This is a genomic window from Streptomyces sp. LaBMicrA B280 (assembly GCF_049222185.1).
In the GTDB taxonomy this organism is placed as follows: Bacteria; Actinomycetota; Actinomycetes; order Streptomycetales; family Streptomycetaceae; genus Streptomyces; species Streptomyces murinus.
Window position 1 is genome coordinate 46,494 of the sequence record NZ_JBMJCT010000027.1, and the last position, 18,958, is coordinate 65,451.

Consider the following 18,958-nt stretch of genomic DNA (forward strand, 5'->3'; position numbering starts at 1 on the left):
GAAGGCGGCGGCCGTCCTGCCCCGACCGACGTGCCCGGACGCGGGTCGTCCGTGGCCGGGCGCGCAGTTCCCCGCGCCCCTTCGGGGCCGGGAGCTGGCCGGGGCGGCGACCGTCCTGCCCCGACCGACGTGCCCGGACGCGGGCCGTCCGTGGCCGGGCGCGCAGTTCCCCGCGCCCCTTCGGGGCGCGTGCATCCCGGGGCGTGGTGGGTCTGGGCGATATCGCTGGGCATTGCGGCGACCCGTACCACCAATCCGCTGCTGCTCGCGCTGCTCATCGCCGTGTCGGCGTACGTCGTGGCGACGCACCGCTCCCCCGCTCCCTGGGCCCGTTCCTACTCCGCGTTCGCCAAGCTCGCGTTCGCCGTGCTGCTCATCCGCCTGGTCTTCGCGGTGGCCCTCGGCTCCCCGATCCCCGGCACCCATGTCCTCCTCACCCTCCCGGAGATCCCGCTGCCGCACTGGGCGCAGGGCATCCGGCTCGGCGGCGAGGTCACCGCGGAGGCGCTCGTCTTCGCGGCGTACGACGGGCTGAAGCTGGCCACCCTGCTGATCTGCGTCGGCGCCGCGAACGCCCTCGCGAGCCCCTCCCGGCTGCTGAAGTCCCTGCCCGGCGCCCTGTACGAGACCGGTGTCGCCGTCGTCGTCGCCCTCACCTTCGCGCCGCACCTCATCGCCGACGTCCAGCGGCTGCGTGCCGCCCGTCGGCTGCGCGGCCGCCCTGACCGGGGCGTCCGGGGCCTGCTCCAGGTCGGACTCCCGGTCCTGGAGGGGGCGTTGGAGCGCTCCGTCGCGCTCGCCGCCGCCATGGAGGCCCGCGGCTACGGCCGTACCGCGGACGTCCCCGCCCGGGTCCGCCGCACGACCGCCGCCCTCACCCTCGGCGGTCTGCTCGGCGTCTGCGCGGGCACGTACGGGCTGCTCACCGCCGAGGGCGGCGGCTACGGCGCCCCGCTGCTGCTCGCCGGGGTCGCGGCCGCCCTCGCCGGACTGCGCCTCGGCGGCCGCCGTTCGCTGCGCACCCGGTACCGGCCCGACCCCTGGGGCCCCCGCGCCTGGCTGGTCACCGGCTCCGGTGCCGCCGTGGCCGCGCTGCTGACGCTCGCCTCGTCCCGGGCCCCCGAGGCCCTGCACCCGGGTGTGGTCCCGCTGACCGCCCCCGCCCTGCCGCTGTGGCCGGCCGCGTCGATCCTGCTCGCCCTGCTGCCCGCCTTCGTCGTCCCGAGGGAGCACTCGTGATCCGCTTCGAGAAGGTCAGCGTCACGTACGACGGTGCCCCCGAACCCACCGTCCGCGACGTCGACTTCGAGGTGCCGGAGGGTGAACTGGTGCTGCTCGTCGGCCCGTCCGGGGTCGGCAAGTCCACCGTGCTCGGTGCGGTCAGCGGGCTCGTCCCGCACTTCACCGGCGGCACCCTCGGCGGCCGGGTGACCGTGGCGGGGCGTGACACCCGTACCCACAAGCCCCGTGAACTCGCCGATGTCGTCGGCACGGTGGGCCAGGATCCGCTCGCCCATTTCGTCACGGACACCGTCGAGGACGAACTCGCCTACGGCATGGAGTCGCTGGGCCTCGCGCCCGAGGTGATGCGGCGCCGGGTCGAGGAGACCCTCGATCTGCTGGGCCTCGCGGGGCTGCGCGACCGGCCCATCGCCACCCTCTCCGGCGGCCAGCGCCAGCGCGTCGCCATCGGCTCCGTGCTCACCCCGCACCCCCAGGTCCTCGTCCTCGACGAACCGACCTCCGCGCTGGACCCCGCCGCCGCCGAGGAGGTCCTCGCGGTGCTCCAGCGCCTCGTGCACGACCTCGGTACGACCGTCCTGATGGCCGAGCACCGCCTCGAACGCGTCATCCACTACGCCGACCGCGTCGTCCTCCTCCCCACCCCGGGCGCACCCCCCGTCACCGGCACCCCCTCGGACATCATGTCCGTCTCCCCGGTCCACCCCCCGGTCGTCGCCCTGGGCCGCCTGGCCGACTGGTCCCCCCTGCCGCTGACCGTGCGGGACGCCCGCCGCAAGGCCGCCGGCCTGCGGGACCGCCTCGCCGCCGCGGCCCCGGCCGGGCCCCGGCCGCCCCCGCGGCACCCGGCCCGCGCCGGCAAGCGACCCCGCCCCCGGCCGGCGGCGGTACCGGGCGCCTGTTCAAACGCCGTACCAAGAACACCAAAACCCAACCGCCCCACCCCGCCGACGCCCACCACCTCACCGTCCGCCGCGACCACCTCACCGCCCTCCACCGCATCGACCTCACCGTCACCCCCGGCGAGACCATCGCCCTCATGGGCCGTAACGGCGCGGGTAAATCCACCCTCCTCAACACCTTCGTCGGCCTCCTCGAACCCACCACCGGCACGGTGACCGTCGGCGGCCGAACCCCCCACCGCACCCCGGCCCGCGAGCTGATCCGCCATGTCGGACTGGTCCCCCAGGAACCGAGGGACCTCCTGTACGCCGACACCGTGGCGACGGAGTGCGCCGCCGCCGACCAGGACGCCGAAGCGGCCCCCGGCACCTGCCGCGCCCTCCTGGACCGGCTCCTCCCCGAGATCGCCGACGGCACCCACCCCCGCGACCTCTCCGAGGGCCAGTGCCTCGCCCTCGCGCTGGCCGTCGTACTGACCGCCCGCCCGCCCCTGCTGCTCCTGGACGAGCCGACCCGCGGCCTGGACTACGCCGCGAAGGCCCGCCTGGTCACCGCGCTGCGCGAACTCGCCGCCGAGGGGCACGCGATCGTGCTGGCCACGCACGACGTGGAGTTGGCCGCGGAGATCGCCCACCGGGTGGTGCTGCTCGCCGAGGGCGAGATGATCGCGGACGGCCCGACGGCGGAGATCGTGGTGTCGTCCCCCTCCTTCGCCCCGCAGGTGACCAAGATCCTCGCTCCCCAGCGGTGGCTGACCGTGTCCCAGGTCCAGGAGGCCCTGGGATGACCCCGCCCGCACCGGCCACCGCACCCACCACCGCACCCACCGCCGCACCCGCCACCGCGCCCCCGCGCATCCGCGCCGTCCGCCTCGGCCCCCGTTCCGTCGCCGCCCTCGCCCTCGTCACCGCCGTCGGTGTGATCGCCTTCGGCTGGCCCTTCCTCGCGCCGCCCGCCTCCCAGCTCAGCGCGCACGCCCAGGACGCCCCCTGGCTGTTCGCCGGTCTGCTGATCCTGCTCGTGGCGGTGGTCGCGGCGACGATCTCGGAATCGGACCTTGGCCCGAAGGCGGTCGCGATGCTGGGTGTGCTCGCCGCCACCGGTGCCGCGCTGCGCCCGATCGGCGCGGGCACGGCCGGGATCGAGCCGATGTTCTTCCTGCTGGTGCTCAGCGGCCGCGTCCTCGGCCCCGGCTTCGGCTTCGCGCTGGGCTCGGTGACGATGTTCGCGTCCGCGCTGCTGACCGGCGGCGTCGGGCCCTGGCTGCCGTTCCAGATGCTGTCGATGGGCTGGTTCGCGATGGGCGCGGGACTGCTGCCGGGCCCGGTGCGGCTGCGCGGCCGGGCCGAGCTGCTGCTCCTGGCCGGGTACGGCTTCCTCGCCTCCCTCGCCTACGGCACGGTCATGAACCTGGCCGGGTGGCCCTTCATGGGCGCCACCGCCTCGGGCATCTCCTTCCACCCGGGCGCCTCGGTCGCCGCCAATCTGGCCCGCTTCGCCGCCTACTGCCTGGCCACCTCCCTCGGCTGGGACCTGGGCCGGGCCCTGTGCACGGTGGTGCTGACCTTCGCGCTCGGCCCCGCGGTGCTGCGCGCGCTGCGCCGGGCCACCCGGCGGGCCGCGTTCGAGACGCCGGTCACCTTCGACGGTCCCGGGGCGTGAGGGCCCGTACCCACGCGGTGAGCGGGCCGGTGAAGCACCCCACATGACGCAGCTCACCTACGAGGCGGGGTCGTAGTGGGTTATGTCCGATACGTTCCGCCCCGCACCCCCACTGACCTGCGATGTGAGAGCTGCGCCACAGAACACCCATTCCTGCTCGATCCGGCCACAACTAGTAAAAGGGGTGATTGCGGACGATTTTGCGGGCTGCTTATCTGGTCGGCGTCGCCAGGCACCACGGGCCCCCAGGGGTTCGGGCCGGTGATCCCCCGTCCCCGACGCAAGAGGTGCTCCGTGTCCGTCATCCGCCGCATCGCTTCCCCGAAGAAGGCCCTCACCGTCGCCGCCGTGGCCGCCGCCACCGCCGGTATGGCGCTGTCCGCCGCCCCCGCCCAGGCCGCCGCCCCGGCCTCGGCCTCCTCGGCGCAGGCGATCGCGCACAAGATGATCCCGGACGCCGCGCAGTTCAACGCGTTCAGCCAGATCGTCCAGCACGAGAGCGGCTGGAACCCGAGCGCCACCAACGCCTCCTCCGGCGCCTACGGCCTGGTCCAGGCGCTGCCGGGTTCGAAGATGGCGTCCGCGGGCGCCGACTGGAAGACCAACCCGGCCACCCAGATCAAGTGGGGCCTGGACTACATGAACTCCCGCTACGGCAGCCCCGCCAAGGCCTGGTCCTTCTGGCAGACCAACCACTGGTACTGAGCCGGCCCCCGGTAGCCGGTACACCGCGAAGCACCCTCGCCCCGCTCGGCGAGGGTGCTTCGCGGATCTTCGGGCATTGCCGATCGGCACGTGGTGAAGTGGTCCCCGCCCCTGTCCGTCCGGCGCACCGGAGGAACCGTGACGACACCACCGACACCCCCGACACCCCCGACCACGCAGCCCGCGCCGGACCCGGAGGCGCGCGGGCTGCGGCTGGTGCTCGTGCTGATCACCCTGACCGTGGTGAGCGGCCTGATCGACGCCGTCAGCTATCTGGGCCTGGGCCGGGTCTTCACCGCGAACATGACCGGCAATGTGGTGGTGCTGGGCTTCGCGGCGGCCGGGGCGCCCGGGTTCTCGGTGCCGCGCACCGCGACCTCGCTGTGCTGCTTCCTCGTCGGCGCGGTGGCGGGCGGCCGGGTGGCGGCCCGGTTCGGGGGCGGCGGGTCCCGGCGCCGCTGGGCGCGGCTGACGCTGGCGGCCGAGGCGGTCCTGGTGGGGCTGTCGGCGGTGGCCGCCTTCGTCCGGCCGGACCCCACCGGCACGGTCTACGCCCTCATCGCCCTCACCGCCTTCGCGATGGGCCTGCGCAACGCGACGGTCCGCAAGCTCGGGGTCCCCGATCTGACGACCACGGTGCTGACGATGACCCTGACCGGGCTGGCCGCCGACTCCCGCCTCGGCAACGGCACGGGGCACCGCTCCCCGCGCCGTACCGCCTCGGTGATCGCCATGCTCGGCGGCGCCTTCCTCGGCGCGTGGCTGGTGCTGCACCATGGCCTGGGCATCCCGCTGCTGATCGCGGCCGTCGCCTCGGCGGTGCTCGCGGTGTCCGCCTCCGGCAAGGAGTGAGGCCCGGATGACCCTTCTCAGCCGGTGGTCACCTGGAGCTGCTTGATGCCGTTGATCCAGGCCGAGCGCAGCCTGCGCGGGGCGTCGACCAGCCTGAGGTCCGGCATGGCGTCGGCGATGGCGTGGAAGATGAGGTCGATCTCCAGGACGGCGAGGGACTTGCCCAGGCAGTAGTGGGGTCCGCCGCCGCCGAAGCCGAGGTGGGGGTTGGGGTCGCGGGTGATGTCGAAGGACCCGGGGTCGGTGAAGACGGCCGGGTCGTGGTTGGCGGAGGCGTAGAAGAGGCCCACCCGGTCGCCCTTCCTGATGAGCGTCCCGCCGAGTTCGGTGTCCTGGGTGGCCGTGCGCTGGAAGGAGTTGACCGGGGTCGCCCAGCGCACGATCTCCTCGGCCGTGGTCGCCGGGCGCTCCCGCTTGAAGAGGTCCCACTGCTCGGGGTGGGTGAGGAAGGCGTGCATGCCGTGGGTGATGGCGTTGCGGGTCGTCTCGTTGCCGGCGACCGCCAGCATCAGCACGAAGAAGCCGAACTCGTCGGAGTTCAGGTTGCCCTCGTCCTCCGCCGCGACCAGCGTGGTGACGATGTCCCGGGCCGGGCAGCGCTTGCGTTCGGCGGCCATGTTCATCGCGTAGGAGATGATCTCGGCCGCGGACTGGGCGCCGATCTCCTCGGTGATGGCGTACTCGGGGTCGTCGTAGGCGATCATCTTGTTCGACCAGTCGAAGATCCTTGTGCGGTCCTCCTGGGGCACCCCGATCAGCTCGGCGATGGCCTGGAGGGGCAGTTCGCAGGCGACCTCGGTGACGAAGTCGAAGGGGCCCGTGCGGGTGCGGGCCGCGCCGACGATCGCCTCGGCGCGGGCGCGCAGCCGGTCCTCCAGGGCGCGGATCGAGCGTGGCGTGAAGCCGCGCTGCACGATCTGCCGTACCCGCGTATGTTCCGGGGGATCCATGTTGAGCAGGATCAGCCGCTGCACATCGATGGCATCGCGCGAGATGTGCTCGTTGAAGCGGATGACGGCGGTGTTGAGGAAGGAGGAGAACAGCTCCGGGTGCGTGGAGACGTGCTTGACGTCCGCGTGCCGGGTCACGGCCCAGTAGCCGGTGTCGGCGAATCCGGCGACGCCGTGCGGCTGCGAGATCCAGCGGACCGGCTCGGTGCGGCGCAGCTCGGCGAACTCCGGCAAGGGCACACGGTGGTGCAGCAGGTCGGGGTCGGTGAAGTCGAACCCGTCGGGCAGCGCGGGGCAGTGCATCGGCGGCTCCAGCCATCCATTCTGCGGACGTCCGACAGGATGTCTGACGGACCATCAGCTGTCGCTCCCGAACGTAATAACGGGTTCTAGAAGTGGCAAGGGGCGAGGTCCGGCCAATCCGTGCGGAATTCGTGCAGATCGCGACTTCGGCGGCTGCACGCCCCTTGCGGTGACGTACGACACGTCCCCAGACTGCACCACAGAACTAGTACGCGTTCTAGTTCTGGAGGAGCGCCCCTCTCGGAGAGGACCCGCACGCATGGCCGCGGAACCCGTGATCGTCGAAGCCGTCCGAACCCCGATCGGCAAGCGCGGCGGCGCGCTCGCCAACCTGCACCCCGCCTATCTGCTGGGCGAGACCTACCGTGAACTCCTCGGCCGTACCGGCATTCCCGCCGACGCGGTCGAGCAGATCGTCGGCGGCACGGTGACCCATGCCGGCGAGCAGTCCATGAATCCCGCGCGCACCGCCTGGCTGACCGTGGGGCTGCCGTACGAGACCGCCGCGACGACCGTGGACTGCCAGTGCGGCTCCTCGCAGCAGGCGTCGCACATGGTGGCCAACATGGTCGCGGCGGGCGTCATCGACGTCGGCATCAGCTGCGGTGTCGAGGCGATGTCCCGGGTCCCGCTGGGCTCCGGCTCCAAGCACGGGCCCGGCAAGCCCTTCCCCGACGAGTGGAACGTCGATCTGCCCAACCAGTTCGAGGCGGCCGAGCGGATCGCGCGCCATCGGGGGCTGACGCGCGCGGACGTGGACGCGCTCGGGCTGCTGTCCCAGGAGCGGGCGGCGCTCGCCTGGGCGGAGGAGCGCTTCAAGCGGGAGACGTTCGCGGTGCAGGTGCCCACCACGGAGGAGGAGCAGTACGCCGGTCAGGGCATGTGGCGCCTGGTCGACAAGGACGAGGGGCTGCGGGACACCTCCCTGGAGGCGCTGGCCCGGCTCAAGCCGGTGATGCCGACCGCGGTGCACACGGCGGGCAACTCCTCGCAGATCTCGGACGGTTCGGCCGCGATCATGTGGGCGTCCAAGCGGATGGCCCGCGCGCTGAAGCTGAGGCCCCGGGCGCGGATCGTCGCGCAGGCGCTGGTGGGCGCCGACCCGCACTTCCATCTCGACGGGCCGATCGACGCGACCCGGGCGGTGCTGGGCAAGGCGGGGATGTCGCTGAAGGACATCGACCTGGTGGAGATCAACGAGGCGTTCGCGTCGGTGGTGTTGAGCTGGGCGCGGGTCTTCGAGCAGGACCTGGCGAAGGTCAACGTCAACGGCGGCGCGATCGCGCTCGGCCACCCGGTCGGCTCGACGGGCGCCCGCCTGATCACCACGGCCCTGCACGAACTGGAGCGCACCGACAAGGAGTTCGCGCTGATCACGATGTGCGCGGGGGGCGGCCTGGCGACCGGCACGATCATCCAGCGCCTGTAGCCGCGACCGCCCCCGGCCGGCTATCTCACCGGCACCGGTTCCATCAGCCCGGCCGCGTCGAGCGCCGGGGCCCGCGCCGCCCGCGGCCCCTGGACCACGTACGACAGGGCGAAGCCCGCGGTGACCACCACGGCGCCGCCGACCGCGTCGAGGACCCAGTGGTTGGCGGTGGCGAGGATGGCGGAGAGGGTGCACAGGGGGTGCAGCAGGCCGAGTGCTTTCATCCACCACTTCGGGGCGAGGGCCACGATGACGACACCGCACCACAGGGACCAGCCGAAGTGCAGGGACGGCATCGCCGCGTACTGGTTGGTGAGCGCCGTCATCGCGCCGTAGTCCGGGTGGGCGAGGTCCTGCGCGCCGTGCACGGTGTCGATGAAGCCGAGGCCCGGCATCAGCCGCGGCGGGGCCAGCGGGAAGAGCCAGAAGCCGATCAGGGCGAGGAAGGTGGCGAAGCCGAGGGAGGTGCGGGCCCAGCGGTAGTCGACGGGGCGGCGCCAGTACAGGACCGCGAGGACCGTGAGCGGCAGCACGAAGTGGAAGGACTCGTAGTAGAAGTCGAAGAAGTCCCGCAGCCAGCCGATCCCGGCCACCGTGTGGTTGAGCCAGTGCTCGATGTCTATGTGCAGGAACCGCTCGGTGTCGAAGACGATCCGCCCGTGGTGCTCCGCGGTCGCCCGCCCCTGGTCGTCCCCGCTCGCGCCCGCGGCCAGCCGGACCTGCGCGTACGCCGCGTACACGACCCGGATCAGCAGCAGCTCAAGCAGCAGGTTCGGGCGGCTGAGGACCCGGCGCAGGAAGGGCAGCAGCGGGATGCGCCGGAAGCGGGCGGGCACCGCGGCGGCGTACTCGGTGGGCACGGGCTCCCGGTAGTACGGCGAGGTGCGGGACAGGAACGGTACGGCGACGGCGGCGGCCAGCGCCGCGACCAGCACCAGGTCGTCGCGCAGGGCGTACAGCGCCGGGGTGTTCGGCAGCATCATCTTCGCCGGCAGGGTCATCACCAGCACCACCGCGACCGGCCACACGCTGCGGTCCGAGGCCCGGCGGCCGACCCGGCCGACCACCGCGAGCAGCAGCCACAGCAGCTGGTGCTGCCAGGTGGTGGGCGAGACGGCCACCGCGGCGCAGCCGGTGATCGCCACGGCGAGCAGCAGCTGTCCGTCCCGCGCGTAGCGGACCGCGCGGCGCAGGGCGAGGACGGAGACGGCCGCGCCGAGCAGCAGGAACAGCGTGATCTCCAGCGGGCCGGTGAGGCCGAGGCGGAGCAGGGCGCCGTGCAGGGACTGGTTGCCGAGGGCGTCGGCCTTGCCGCCGAGGCCGACGCCCGCCGTGTGCTGGAGCCAGTAGGTGACCGAGTCGTGCGGCAGCGCGGCCCAGGCGAGCGCGGTCAGCGCGGCGAAGGTGCCGGCGCCGCTGAGGGCGGCCCGGCGGCGGCCGGTGAACCACAGCAGCGGCACGAAGAGGAGCACGGTGGGCTGGAGCGCCGCGGCCAGGCCCAGGCACAGCCCACTGGCCCGCTCCCCGCGCACGGTGAAGCAGCCGAGCAGGACCAGCAGCACCGGGATGATGCTGGTCTGGCCGAGCCAGAGCGCGTTGCGCACCGGCAGCGACAGCATCAGCAGGCTGATCGCGACCGGCGCGGCCAGCAGGGAGGTGCGCCGGCTCACCGGCTGGGGCAGCGCGCGGGCGGCGATCATGCCGAGCGCGACCACCAGCAGCAGGGTGGCGAAGGTCCAGCTCCAGCCCAGAGCGGCCTCGGCGGCCCGGGTGAGCGGTTTGAGCACGAGCCCCGCGAAGGGGGTGCCGGTGAACTGCGTGGAGTCGTACAGGGAGCCCTTGACGTGCAGCACGCCGCTCGGGCCGACCCAGGTCTCCAGATCGGTCAGGCGTTTGCCGCTCGGGGTGGTGAGGACGGCGGTCAGCTGCCGGACCGCGAGGATCGCGGCCACCGCCCACAGCGCGAGCCGCGCCGCGCGCAGCCGTCCTTCGGCGTCCGGTGTCCCGAAGCCCTCCCCCGGTCCCCCACCGTGTTCCACGTTCGCCACGCCGCGTCGGCCTCCCGCCCCGTTTTCGTCCCGGCCGTGCGTCGTTCACGGCGGGTCACCTCTGCGCAACCCTACGAGGCTCGCAGACCCCCTGGAAGAGGCCGCGGGCAACCCCCGGTTCACCTGGCGCCCACTCCCCTTTTGTCCGGATGACGATAGTGCGCGGGGGTCGCGGTTGCCGTGCCGGGGCGCGAGAAGCATCACAGCGGGGGCGCGGATCGACCGGCCGCGAGCGGGCAGAGTTACCTGTTGACGCGCCCTTTAGCTGCACTATGCAGGCATCTGTGCGCGGCACGTAACGGCGCAATCCGCGCCTATGGTCGATTTTCGGCCCTCCGCACGTCCGGCGTTCCCACGCCGTCGTCGGGGGCCACGTCCTTGTCCCCGACGAAAGGCAGGCGAGCCCCGTTTTGGCGACCGTCACAGCCGTCACTCCCCAGCTGAAGGCCCGCGGGGCCGCTCCGGCGGCCGCCCGCGACGTCACCGTCACCGATCCCGCGCTCGTCAAGCGCGCCGTGAAGGCGGCCGCGCTCGGCAACGCCATGGAATGGTTCGACTTCGGTGTCTACAGCTACATCGCGGTCACCCTCGGCAAGGTCTTCTTCCCGTCCGGCAACCCGACGGCCCAGCTGCTGTCGACGTTCGGCGCCTTCGCGGCGGCGTTCCTGGTGCGCCCGCTCGGCGGCATGGTCTTCGGCCCGCTCGGCGACCGGGTGGGCCGGCAGAAGGTCCTCGCGCTCACCATGATCATGATGGCGGCGGGCACGTTCGCGATCGGTCTGATCCCCTCCTACGGCTCGATCGGCGTGGGCGCGCCGCTGCTGCTGCTCGCGGCACGGCTGGTGCAGGGCTTCTCCACCGGTGGCGAGTACGCCGGCGCCTCGACCTTCATCGCCGAGTACGCCCCCGACAAGAAGCGCGGCTTCTTCGGCAGCTGGCTGGAGTTCGGCACGCTCGCGGGGTACATCGGCGGCGCGGGTCTGGTGACGCTGATGACGGCGCTGCTGTCCTCGGCCGACCTGCTCTCCTGGGGCTGGCGCATCCCGTTCCTGATCGCCGGTCCGATGGGCCTCATCGGCCTGTATCTGCGGATGCGCCTGGAGGAGACCCCGGCGTTCGCGGCGGAGGTCGAGAAGGCGGAGGCGGCGCGCCCGAAGGTGCCGCTGCGGGAGATGGTGGCGGGCCAGTGGAAGGCGCTGCTGCTCTGCGTGGGCCTGGTGCTGGTCTTCAACGTCACCGACTACATGCTGCTGTCGTACATGCCGAGCTACCTCACCAGTGAGCTGAAGTACGACGAGACGCACGGACTGCTCGTGGTGCTCGGCGTGATGGCGCTGATGATGATCGTCCAGCCGTTCGCCGGTGCGCTGACCGACCGGATCGGCCGCCGCCCGGTGATCGCGGCGGGGTGCGCGGGCTTCCTGTTCCTGTCGATCCCGGCGCTGCTGCTGATCCGCCAGGGCAGCCTGCTCGCGGTGGCCCTCGGCATGGGCGCGCTGGGTCTGCTGCTCGTCTGCTTCACGGCGGCCATGCCGGCCGCGCTGCCCGCGCTCTTCCCGACGCGGGTGCGGTACGGGTCGCTGTCCATCGGGTTCAACGTGTCCGTGTCGCTGTTCGGCGGGACGACACCGCTGGTGGTGACGGCGCTGATCGGGGCGACCGGGAACATGATGATGCCCGCGTACTACATGATGGCCGCGGCCGTGATCGGCGGGTTCGCGGTGTGGCGGATGTCGGAGACGGCGGGCCGCCCGCTGCCCGGTTCCGCCCCTGCGGTGGAAGGCCGGTAGGCGCCACAGGGGTGCGGATGAATCGCCGGCCGCGGGCCCTTCGTGGCTCGTCGCGCGGTTCCCCGCGCCCCTTCGGGGCTGCCCCGGCCGCGGGAACCGTGATCCCGCCTCCCTCGTCCCTACCGTGCGTAGCCGCACAACGGGGGGACGGACATTGCGCACGCCAAGGACCGCACGAATACTCTCGGTCGTCCTCACCCTCCTCGGCATCCAGCTCACCTGGCTGATCTCGCCCGCCTGGGCCTGTGGCTGCGGTGCCATGGTCGTGGGCCCGGCCCAGCGGATCGCCGTGTCGGACGAGCAGTCCGTGCTGCGCTGGGACGGCCGCCAGGAGCAGATCGTCATGCGCCTGACGGTCACCGGCGACGCGCGGAACGCCGCCTGGATCATGCCCGTCCCGCACCGCGCCACCGTCCGCCTCGGGGACCCGGCCGTCTTCGACCAGCTGGCCCGGGCCATCGCCCCGGCGCACCGCACCCGGCACCACTTCTGGCCGCGGCGCGGCGACTGGCCCTTCGACGAGCGGGCGGACGGCGCCGCGGCCGAGATCGCGCCGCGGCCGCCGCCCCGGGGCCCGGCGCCGCCGTAGGTGTCGTCGGGCGTCAGCGGCTCGGCCCGTTCGACGTGGCGCGGCTGACCGCCACCGACCCGGCCGCCCTGGACAGCTGGCTGCGCGCCAACGGCTTCACGCTCCCCGCCCGGCTGAAGACGGCCCTCACGCCGTACGTGGCCGAGCACTGGGAGTACGTCGCGATCCGCCTCGCCCCCGACACCGCGAGCGCCACCCTGCGCGGCGCCCTCGACCCGCTGCACCTGACCTTCGCCGCCGACCGCGCCGTCTACCCGATGCGCCTGTCCCGGCTGGCCGCCACCCCCCAGTCGCTCGGCCTGTACGTCCTCGCCGCGCACCGCATGGAACCGGCCACCGCGATCGGCGGACTGCCGCCGCGTACCGTCTACGCCGGCCGCCTCACCAACCCCGGCGGCGCCCTCGGGACCCTCGCCCGCGGGACGCCGTACCTGACCGCGCTCACCCAGCAGTTCCCGCAGCCCGCCCGGATCTCCGGCGACCACGAACTGCGCCGGGCCGCCTCGGACACCCCCGTCCAGCAGGTGATCTATGACGACGAGCTGGACCGGGTCGCCGGGATCCCGGCCTGGCTGCTCACGGTCGGCGGCCTCGCCGTGCTCCTGGTGGCCGCGCTCGCCGTCCTCGCCGTACGACGCGCACGGCGCCCCGTACCGCCCCCGCCGCCCGTCGCCCCGCCCCCGCCGCTGGCCTGAAACCGGCGTTCGCGCGCCCCGGCCGATTCTCGGCCCCTCGCCACCGCCCAACTGAGATGATCGAAAGACGGCAGCAACGCGGCCTCGGCCGGCACTCGGGAAAGGCAGCAGACGCATGAGCGGGCAGCAGCTCTGGGACGACGTCGACGACTACTTCATCAGCACCCTCTCGCCCGATGACGAGGCGCTGCGGGCGGCCCTGCGGGAGAACGACGCCGCCGGGCTGCCGCCCATCGGGGTCACCGCGGCCCAGGGCAAGCTGCTCCAGCTGCTCGCCCAGGTGCAGGGCGCGCGGACCATCCTGGAGATCGGCACGCTCGGCGGCTACAGCACCATCTGGCTGGCCCGCGCCCTGCCCGAGGACGGCAGGCTGGTCACCCTGGAGTACAGCGCCCGGCACGCCGAGGTGGCCACCCGCAACATCGCGCGCGCGGGCCTGGACCGGATCGCCCAGGTGCGGGTGGGCCCGGCCCTGGAGTCGCTGCCCAAGCTGGCCGACGAGAACCCGGCCCCCTTCGACCTGGTCTTCATCGACGCGGACAAGGCCAACAACGCCCACTACGTGGAGTGGGCGCTGCGCCTGACCCGCGCGGGCAGCCTGATCGTGCTGGACAACGTGGTGCGCGGCGGCCGGGTCGCCGACCCGGATGCCACCGATCCGGACGTGGTCGGCACCCGTACCGCGATCGAGCTGATCGCCTCCCACCCGAGGCTCAGCGGTACGGCCGTCCAGACGGTCGGCACCAAGGGGTACGACGGTTTCGCGCTCGCCCGCGTGCTGGGCTGACGCCCGGCTCCGGACCGGCGCCCGGCTCTCAAACCTCGTGGTAGAAGCCGACGTTGACGCTGTGCGGCCCGCTGCGGTCCTGGACGGCTATCTCGCCGGAGCCCCCGTGCGGCAGCGGCACGGTGGCGCCGGGGGCCAGCTGCTGGACGCTCCCCCCGGTCGTCAGCCGCACCTCGGACGCCGGGTCGGGCTGGGAGCCGCGCAGCCAGGTCAGCTGCCAGCCGCCGCCCGGTCCGCAGCGGAACTCCAGGTGGACGCGGGAGACGAACAGCCAGTCCTCGGGGGTGACCAGCCGGCATCCGGCGGCGTCCCGGCCGACCCGCAGCACCGCGCCCGGCTCGCTCGGCGCCTGGGCCATCGTCATTCCGGCCGTGGCCCCCGCGTCGGCCGCGGAGACGGTGGCCATGGTGAGTTCGAGCACCTGCGTTCCCCCTGAAACGTCGTTGCGCGACGGGCCGTTGCCCCGCGCGCCGCCGCCGCATGATAGAACGCGCGGCCGGGCGCCGTCCGGCACAATGGGGTCATGACCGAGCGAAAGCCACCTGGGGTGCCGTTCGAGAGCTGGGTCGACAAGCAGATCCAGGACGCGCAGGCACGCGGCGAGTTCGAGCGGCTGCCGGGAGTGGGCGAGCCGCTGCCCGCCGAGGTCGACTCCACCTATGACGAGCTGTGGTGGGTCAAGCGGAAGATGGCGCGCGAGGGCCTCGCGGTGCTGCCGCCCGCCCTGGCCCTGCGCAAGGAGGCCGAGGACGCACTGACGGCGGCGTACGCGGCGCCCTCGGAGCGGATGGCCCGGAAGATCATCGAGGACGTCAACGTCAAGATCCGCGACATGATGTTCAAGCCGCCGCCGGGTCCCCCGCTGGGCAAGAAGCCGTACGACGTGGAGGATGTCGTACGGGAGTGGCGGCGGCTGCGGGAGACACGGGCCTGATCGCGTCCCGGCACCGGAAGTCCGGCCCGTGCGAAGGTTTCTGACGCATCGTCAGGCGTGCGGCGCGCCGCCGTCCGCCACGAGTCGTGCGAGCCACTCGCGCAGCAGCCGCTGCTCGGCGTCGCTGAGGACATCGGCGCCCCCGCCCCCGGACCGGACGCGGCTCAGCCGCCTTCGGCCGCGCCGCCCGGGACGAGGGACCGTACCGCCTCCAGGCAGGCCGCGACGGGGGGTTCCCGGGTCGCGCCGCGCCGTACGGCGACCTCGATGGTGCGGGCGAGCGCGGGGTCGGCCACCGGCCGTGCGAGAAGTCCGGGCGGGAGCCGGACCGCCGCCATTCGCGGGAGGACGACGGGGAGGCCGCCGCTCGCGGACAGAGCGATCATGGCGGTGAAGTCGGTGCAGGTGTGCCGTACCCGGGGGGTGAATCCCGCGGACCGGCAGGCGTGCAGGACGGCCGTACCGCACGCGGTGTGCGCGGGTGCGGTGATCCATTCGCTGTCCGCGAGCTCCCGCAGCTCGACGGGGGAGTCCGCGGCCCGCGCCGCCGGGTGATCGTCCCGCAGCACGGCGACCAGCGGGTCGACGCCGAGGACGAGGGACTCGACACCGGCGGGTGTGGGGTCGGCCAGGTTGGTGTAGCGGTAGGTCAGCGCGAGGTCGACGCGTCGCTGGAGCAGCAGGCGCGCCGCCGGCTCGGGCTCGGCCTCGGTGATGTGCAGGCGCAGCCCCGGATGAGTGTCCTGGAGCGCCCGGCCGAGCGGAGCGGCCAGCGGGACCAGGGCGCTGGGGAAGCAGGCGAGGTGGAGCGGCCCCGCCGGTTCCGCGGCCTCGCTGTAGAGGTGACTCCGCGCCTGGTCCAGCGCGTCGAGCACACGCTCGGTGTCCTCGGCCAGCCGGCGCCCGGCCGCCGTGAGGTGGATGGAGCGCCCCGTGCGTTCCAGCAGCCGGGTACGGGTCTCCTCCTCCAGGAGCCGGAGCTGCTGGGAGACGGCGGAGGGGGTGACACGGTGCAGTTCGGCCACGGCGGTCACGGTGCCGTGGGCGGCCAGATCACGCAGGAGGACGAGCCGTCGGACATCGAGCATCAGATGAGCTTAAGTGAATGCTGTAGACGATGTAGCTGGACGTGAGGAACCGCGGGCGGCGACGCTGGGCGTCCGCCCCCTGTTCCGCCCCGCAGCACCAGGAGTTCCCGCATGCGCGCCACCGTGATCCACGGCCCCAACGACATCCGGATCGAAGAGGTACCGGATCCCCGGATCCAGCAGCCGTCCGACGCGGTGGTGCGGGTGGTCAGCGCCTGCATCTGCGGCAGTGACCTCTGGGCCTACCGGGGAGTGGCCGCGCGGGTGCCGGGGCAGCGCATCGGGCACGAGTTCCTCGGTGTCGTCGAGGAGACCGGCTCCGCGGTCACCGGCTTCGCGCCCGGCGATTTCGTGGTCGCGCCCTTCGTCTGGTCCGACGGCACCTGCGAGCACTGCCGGGAGGGGCTGCAGACCTCCTGCCCGCACGGCGGGTTCTGGGGCGAGGTGGGCTCCGACGGCGGCCAGGGCGAGGCCGTCCGGGTGCCGCACGCCGACGGGACCCTCGTGCGGCTGCCCCGGGAGGCCGCCACCGACGAGGCGCTGGTCCCCGGCCTGCTGGCCCTGTCCGACGTGCTGAGCACCGGACATCACGCCGCCGTCTCGGCACGGGTCCGGCCCGGCGCCACCGTCGCGGTCGTCGGTGACGGCGCCGTCGGCCTGTGCGGTGTGCTCGCCGCCCGCCGCCTCGGCGCCGACCGGATCATCACGCTCGGCCGGCACCGCGCCCGCACGGACATCGCCCGCTCCTTCGGTGCCACCGACGTCGTCGCGGAACGGGGCGAGGCGGCGATCGAGGCGATCCGTGAGCTGACCGGCGGCCAGGGCGCCCACGCCGTGCTGGAAGCCGTCGGCACCGAGGAGTCGATGCGCACCGCCCTCTCCATCGCCCGCGACGGCGGCGCCGTGGGCTACGTCGGCGTGCCCCACGGCGGCAGCGCGGGCGTGGACATCAGCCAGATGTTCAACCGCAACATCACGCTGGCGGGCGGCGTCGCCCCGGCCCGCGCCTACATACCCGAACTGCTCACCGACGTACTGGCGGGCGTCCTCGACCCCGCCCCGGTGTTCGACCGGACCGTCGGCCTCGACGACGTACCGGAGGGCTACCGCGCCATGGACGAGCGGTCGGCGCTGAAGGTCCGCATCGCCTTCTGACGGACGGACGCCCGTTTCCGGTGCTTCCGACCACGGTGCCCCGGGGGGGACACCCGCGCGCGGAGGGAGGGGGGGGAGAGTACCAAAGGCACCCACAGCCCCCCCCCCCCCCCCCCCCCCCCCCCCCCCCCCCCCCCCCCCCCCCCCCCCCCCCCCCCCCCCCCCCCCCCCCCCCCCCCCCCCCTGGGCCGTGTCACCGGCGTCACCGGCGCTCCTAGCCGTGCAGCAGCCGTTCCGCCAGGTCGCGGTAGTCCCGCATCGCCAGCCGCAGCTGCTCGGTGTCGGTCTCGTGCGCCGGGCCGCGCTCCTCGCCGTCCTCCCACGACATCCGCAGGCTGCGGCGGCGCCGGGTCACGGCATCGCCGAACCGCGCGGCGATCTCCTCCAGCGCCCGGTCGGCCTCCTCCACGGCCGTCCTGGGCCGGTCCACGAACCCGGCCGCCACCTGCCGCATCCGCTCCTCCCACCGCTCGGACTCCTCGTGCGGCAGCAGCGGGGCGGCGGCTTCCGAGGACGCGCCCGCGGCCCCGTCGCCCGCCGTCGCCGGCCAGGCGTCCGGCGCGGTGCCCTCCGTGGTGCGCGCCTCACGTCCGCTGAGGTCCCCGGGCGCGGGCGCGCCGAGCCCGTCGTCGGGCATCCGCGCCATGTCCGGGGCGGGCGCGGACGTCCCGAGATCGGACTCGCCGCGCGCGGTCATGGACCGATCCCGTCCGGCCACACCCGGATCACGTCCGGTCATACCGGGGTCCCGTCCGGCCGTATCCGGATCACGTCCCATCATGTCCGGATCGCGTCGGCCACTATCCGGATCACGTCGCATGCTGTCCGGATCACGTCGACCGCTATCCGGATCACGTCGGGCCGTCTCCGGATCCCGTCCGGTCATACCGGGCTCGCGCCGGGCCGTTCCCGGATCCTGCCCGGTCATACCGGGGTCGCGTCTGGCCGCTCCCGGGTCCCGTCCCGCCGTACCCGGGTCCCGTCCGATCGCGCCCGGGTCACGCCCGATCGCGCCCGGGTCGCGGCCCGGCGCGCCCATTCCCTCGGTACCGGGCCTGAGCCCCTCCGTACCGTGTTCTTCCCGCTGCTCCGTCTCCGGTGCCCACTCATCGTCCGGCGGGCGGGCGTAGCGGCTGGTGGGGTACCGCTCGTCACCGGGTCCGTTTCTCCTGTCCGGCATGGTGTTCGTCCCTTCCTCTCCTCGCTGAGGTTTCGTCGGGATCCCCGGTCAGGCCGCGCGGTGCCGGCCGGTCGCGGACGCGCCGCTGCCGGCGCCGGTCAGGTCGTCGAACAGCTCGTGCGCCCCGACCAGGGCCGACCGCATCTCCTCGGTCCCGGCGCCCGGTGCGGCACTGGTCCCGGTGGCCCGGGCCATCCGGTGGACCCGGCGGTAGCCGTCGACGTGTTCGGCGTGGTGCACGGACAGCGCGGCCAGCTGCTCGTCGTACCGTCCGCCGTCGGGGTAGCCGCGCACCGCGGCGACCTCCCCGAGCAGCTGGTCGGCCTCGGCCACCGCCTGCCGCGGGGACTCCACGAAATGTTCCTGGACGCTCGTCCAGCGGGCCGTGTACCGGTCCCGCTCGTCACGGGCGAGGGGCCGTTCGCGCAGATCGCCGTGGCGTTCGACGCGCTCGTTCAGCTCGCGTTCGGTGGCCCGGGTGTCCCCGTCGTGGGCGGCCAGGGTCCGCTCGTACTCGGGACCGAACCGCCGCTTGAGACCGGGTCCGGCGCCGCTGCGGTGGCCGATCAGCACCGTCACCAGCGCGGCGACGACCACGAGCGCCACGATCACGACCAACAAGATGATCAAGCCTGTGGACATGGCT

Annotated in this window: 18 protein-coding genes and 1 pseudogene; 13 read left to right on the plus strand and 6 right to left on the minus strand. The window is 73.6% G+C overall.

The window, feature by feature from the left end:
- Nucleotides 1-150: 150 nt before the first annotated feature.
- From ACLF5H_RS23205 to ACLF5H_RS23225, 5 genes and pseudogenes are all read left to right on the plus strand, one after another.
- The gene (locus ACLF5H_RS23205; RefSeq protein ID WP_421677945.1) at nucleotides 151-1,239 is read left to right on the plus strand and encodes an energy-coupling factor transporter transmembrane component T; all 1,089 of its coding nucleotides are present in this window, start codon (nucleotides 151-153) and stop codon (nucleotides 1,237-1,239) included.
- Nucleotides 1,236-2,932 (plus strand): annotated as a pseudogene (locus ACLF5H_RS23210) (ABC transporter ATP-binding protein). Before ACLF5H_RS23205 ends, ACLF5H_RS23210 begins: the two are co-directional and overlap by 4 nt.
- Nucleotides 2,929-3,807, plus strand: a complete 879-nt coding sequence (locus ACLF5H_RS23215) for an ECF transporter S component (RefSeq protein WP_421677946.1) — start codon at nucleotides 2,929-2,931, stop codon at nucleotides 3,805-3,807. Before ACLF5H_RS23210 ends, ACLF5H_RS23215 begins: the two are co-directional and overlap by 4 nt.
- Nucleotides 3,808-4,101: 294 nt before the next feature.
- Complete coding sequence (locus ACLF5H_RS23220; RefSeq protein ID WP_232985435.1) at nucleotides 4,102-4,512, plus strand: transglycosylase SLT domain-containing protein; 411 nt, start codon at nucleotides 4,102-4,104, stop codon at nucleotides 4,510-4,512.
- Nucleotides 4,513-4,650: 138 nt separating this feature from the next.
- Nucleotides 4,651-5,364, plus strand: a complete 714-nt coding sequence (locus tag ACLF5H_RS23225) for a YoaK family protein (protein ID WP_421677947.1) — start codon at nucleotides 4,651-4,653, stop codon at nucleotides 5,362-5,364.
- A 17-nt stretch (nucleotides 5,365-5,381) separates the two neighbouring features.
- On the opposite strand, the gene ACLF5H_RS23230 is transcribed toward ACLF5H_RS23225, so the two are convergent.
- A complete protein-coding gene (locus ACLF5H_RS23230) occupies nucleotides 5,382-6,617 on the minus strand; it encodes a cytochrome P450 (protein WP_421677948.1) in 1,236 nt (411 codons plus the stop codon).
- 259 nt (nucleotides 6,618-6,876) lie between these two features.
- On the opposite strand from ACLF5H_RS23230, the gene ACLF5H_RS23235 reads away from it, so the two are divergent.
- Complete coding sequence (locus ACLF5H_RS23235; protein WP_421677949.1) at nucleotides 6,877-8,046, plus strand: steroid 3-ketoacyl-CoA thiolase; 1,170 nt, start codon at nucleotides 6,877-6,879, stop codon at nucleotides 8,044-8,046.
- Nucleotides 8,047-8,066: 20 nt separating this feature from the next.
- Here ACLF5H_RS23235 and ACLF5H_RS23240 read toward each other — a convergent pair whose 3' ends face one another.
- Nucleotides 8,067-10,094 (minus strand): bifunctional glycosyltransferase 87/phosphatase PAP2 family protein, encoded by a 2,028-nt coding sequence (locus tag ACLF5H_RS23240; protein ID WP_421677950.1) that lies wholly within the window; start codon nucleotides 10,092-10,094, stop codon nucleotides 8,067-8,069.
- 410 nt (nucleotides 10,095-10,504) lie between these two features.
- On the opposite strand from ACLF5H_RS23240, the gene proP reads away from it, so the two are divergent.
- The 4 genes from proP to ACLF5H_RS23260 all read left to right on the plus strand — a co-directional run bounded on the left by proP (nucleotide 10,505) and on the right by ACLF5H_RS23260 (nucleotide 13,955).
- The gene (gene proP, locus ACLF5H_RS23245) at nucleotides 10,505-11,884 is read left to right on the plus strand and encodes a glycine betaine/L-proline transporter ProP (RefSeq protein ID WP_421677951.1); all 1,380 of its coding nucleotides are present in this window, start codon (nucleotides 10,505-10,507) and stop codon (nucleotides 11,882-11,884) included.
- Nucleotides 11,885-12,038: 154 nt separating this feature from the next.
- Nucleotides 12,039-12,473, plus strand: a complete 435-nt coding sequence (locus ACLF5H_RS23250) for a DUF2330 domain-containing protein (RefSeq protein ID WP_421677952.1) — start codon at nucleotides 12,039-12,041, stop codon at nucleotides 12,471-12,473.
- Nucleotides 12,392-13,168, plus strand: coding sequence for a DUF2330 domain-containing protein (locus ACLF5H_RS23255; protein ID WP_421677973.1), 777 nt, complete (start codon nucleotides 12,392-12,394; stop codon nucleotides 13,166-13,168). The genes ACLF5H_RS23250 and ACLF5H_RS23255 overlap by 82 nt, the downstream gene beginning before the upstream one ends.
- Nucleotides 13,169-13,283: 115 nt before the next feature.
- Nucleotides 13,284-13,955, plus strand: coding sequence for an O-methyltransferase (locus tag ACLF5H_RS23260; protein ID WP_421677953.1), 672 nt, complete (start codon nucleotides 13,284-13,286; stop codon nucleotides 13,953-13,955).
- Nucleotides 13,956-13,983: 28 nt separating this feature from the next.
- Here ACLF5H_RS23260 and ACLF5H_RS23265 read toward each other — a convergent pair whose 3' ends face one another.
- Nucleotides 13,984-14,376 carry a hypothetical protein gene (locus ACLF5H_RS23265; protein WP_421677954.1) on the minus strand — a complete coding sequence of 131 codons (393 nt, stop codon included), beginning with the start codon at nucleotides 14,374-14,376 and terminating at the stop codon, nucleotides 13,984-13,986.
- Nucleotides 14,377-14,478: 102 nt separating this feature from the next.
- Here ACLF5H_RS23265 and ACLF5H_RS23270 point away from each other — a divergent pair, with 102 nt between their 5' ends.
- Nucleotides 14,479-14,889, plus strand: a complete 411-nt coding sequence (locus tag ACLF5H_RS23270; protein WP_136101440.1) for a DUF1992 domain-containing protein — start codon at nucleotides 14,479-14,481, stop codon at nucleotides 14,887-14,889.
- Between the two features lie 164 nt (nucleotides 14,890-15,053).
- Here the strand turns inward: ACLF5H_RS23270 and ACLF5H_RS23275 are convergent, their stop codons facing one another.
- Complete coding sequence (locus ACLF5H_RS23275) at nucleotides 15,054-15,977, minus strand: LysR family transcriptional regulator (RefSeq protein WP_421677955.1); 924 nt, start codon at nucleotides 15,975-15,977, stop codon at nucleotides 15,054-15,056.
- Nucleotides 15,978-16,088: 111 nt separating this feature from the next.
- On the opposite strand from ACLF5H_RS23275, the gene ACLF5H_RS23280 reads away from it, so the two are divergent.
- Complete coding sequence (locus tag ACLF5H_RS23280) at nucleotides 16,089-17,132, plus strand: zinc-dependent alcohol dehydrogenase family protein (RefSeq protein WP_421677956.1); 1,044 nt, start codon at nucleotides 16,089-16,091, stop codon at nucleotides 17,130-17,132.
- 214 nt (nucleotides 17,133-17,346) lie between these two features.
- Here the strand turns inward: ACLF5H_RS23280 and ACLF5H_RS23285 are convergent, their stop codons facing one another.
- Complete coding sequence (locus ACLF5H_RS23285; protein WP_421677957.1) at nucleotides 17,347-17,829, minus strand: hypothetical protein; 483 nt, start codon at nucleotides 17,827-17,829, stop codon at nucleotides 17,347-17,349.
- Between ACLF5H_RS23285 and ACLF5H_RS23290 the strand changes: the two genes are divergently transcribed.
- The gene (locus ACLF5H_RS23290; protein WP_421677958.1) at nucleotides 17,828-18,262 is read left to right on the plus strand and encodes a hypothetical protein; all 435 of its coding nucleotides are present in this window, start codon (nucleotides 17,828-17,830) and stop codon (nucleotides 18,260-18,262) included. The two genes, ACLF5H_RS23285 and ACLF5H_RS23290, sit on opposite strands and share 2 nt — an antisense overlap.
- A 98-nt stretch (nucleotides 18,263-18,360) precedes the next feature.
- On the opposite strand, the gene ACLF5H_RS23295 is transcribed toward ACLF5H_RS23290, so the two are convergent.
- Nucleotides 18,361-18,954, minus strand: a complete 594-nt coding sequence (locus ACLF5H_RS23295) for a hypothetical protein (RefSeq protein WP_421677959.1) — start codon at nucleotides 18,952-18,954, stop codon at nucleotides 18,361-18,363.
- Between the last annotated feature and the right edge of the window lie 4 nt (nucleotides 18,955-18,958).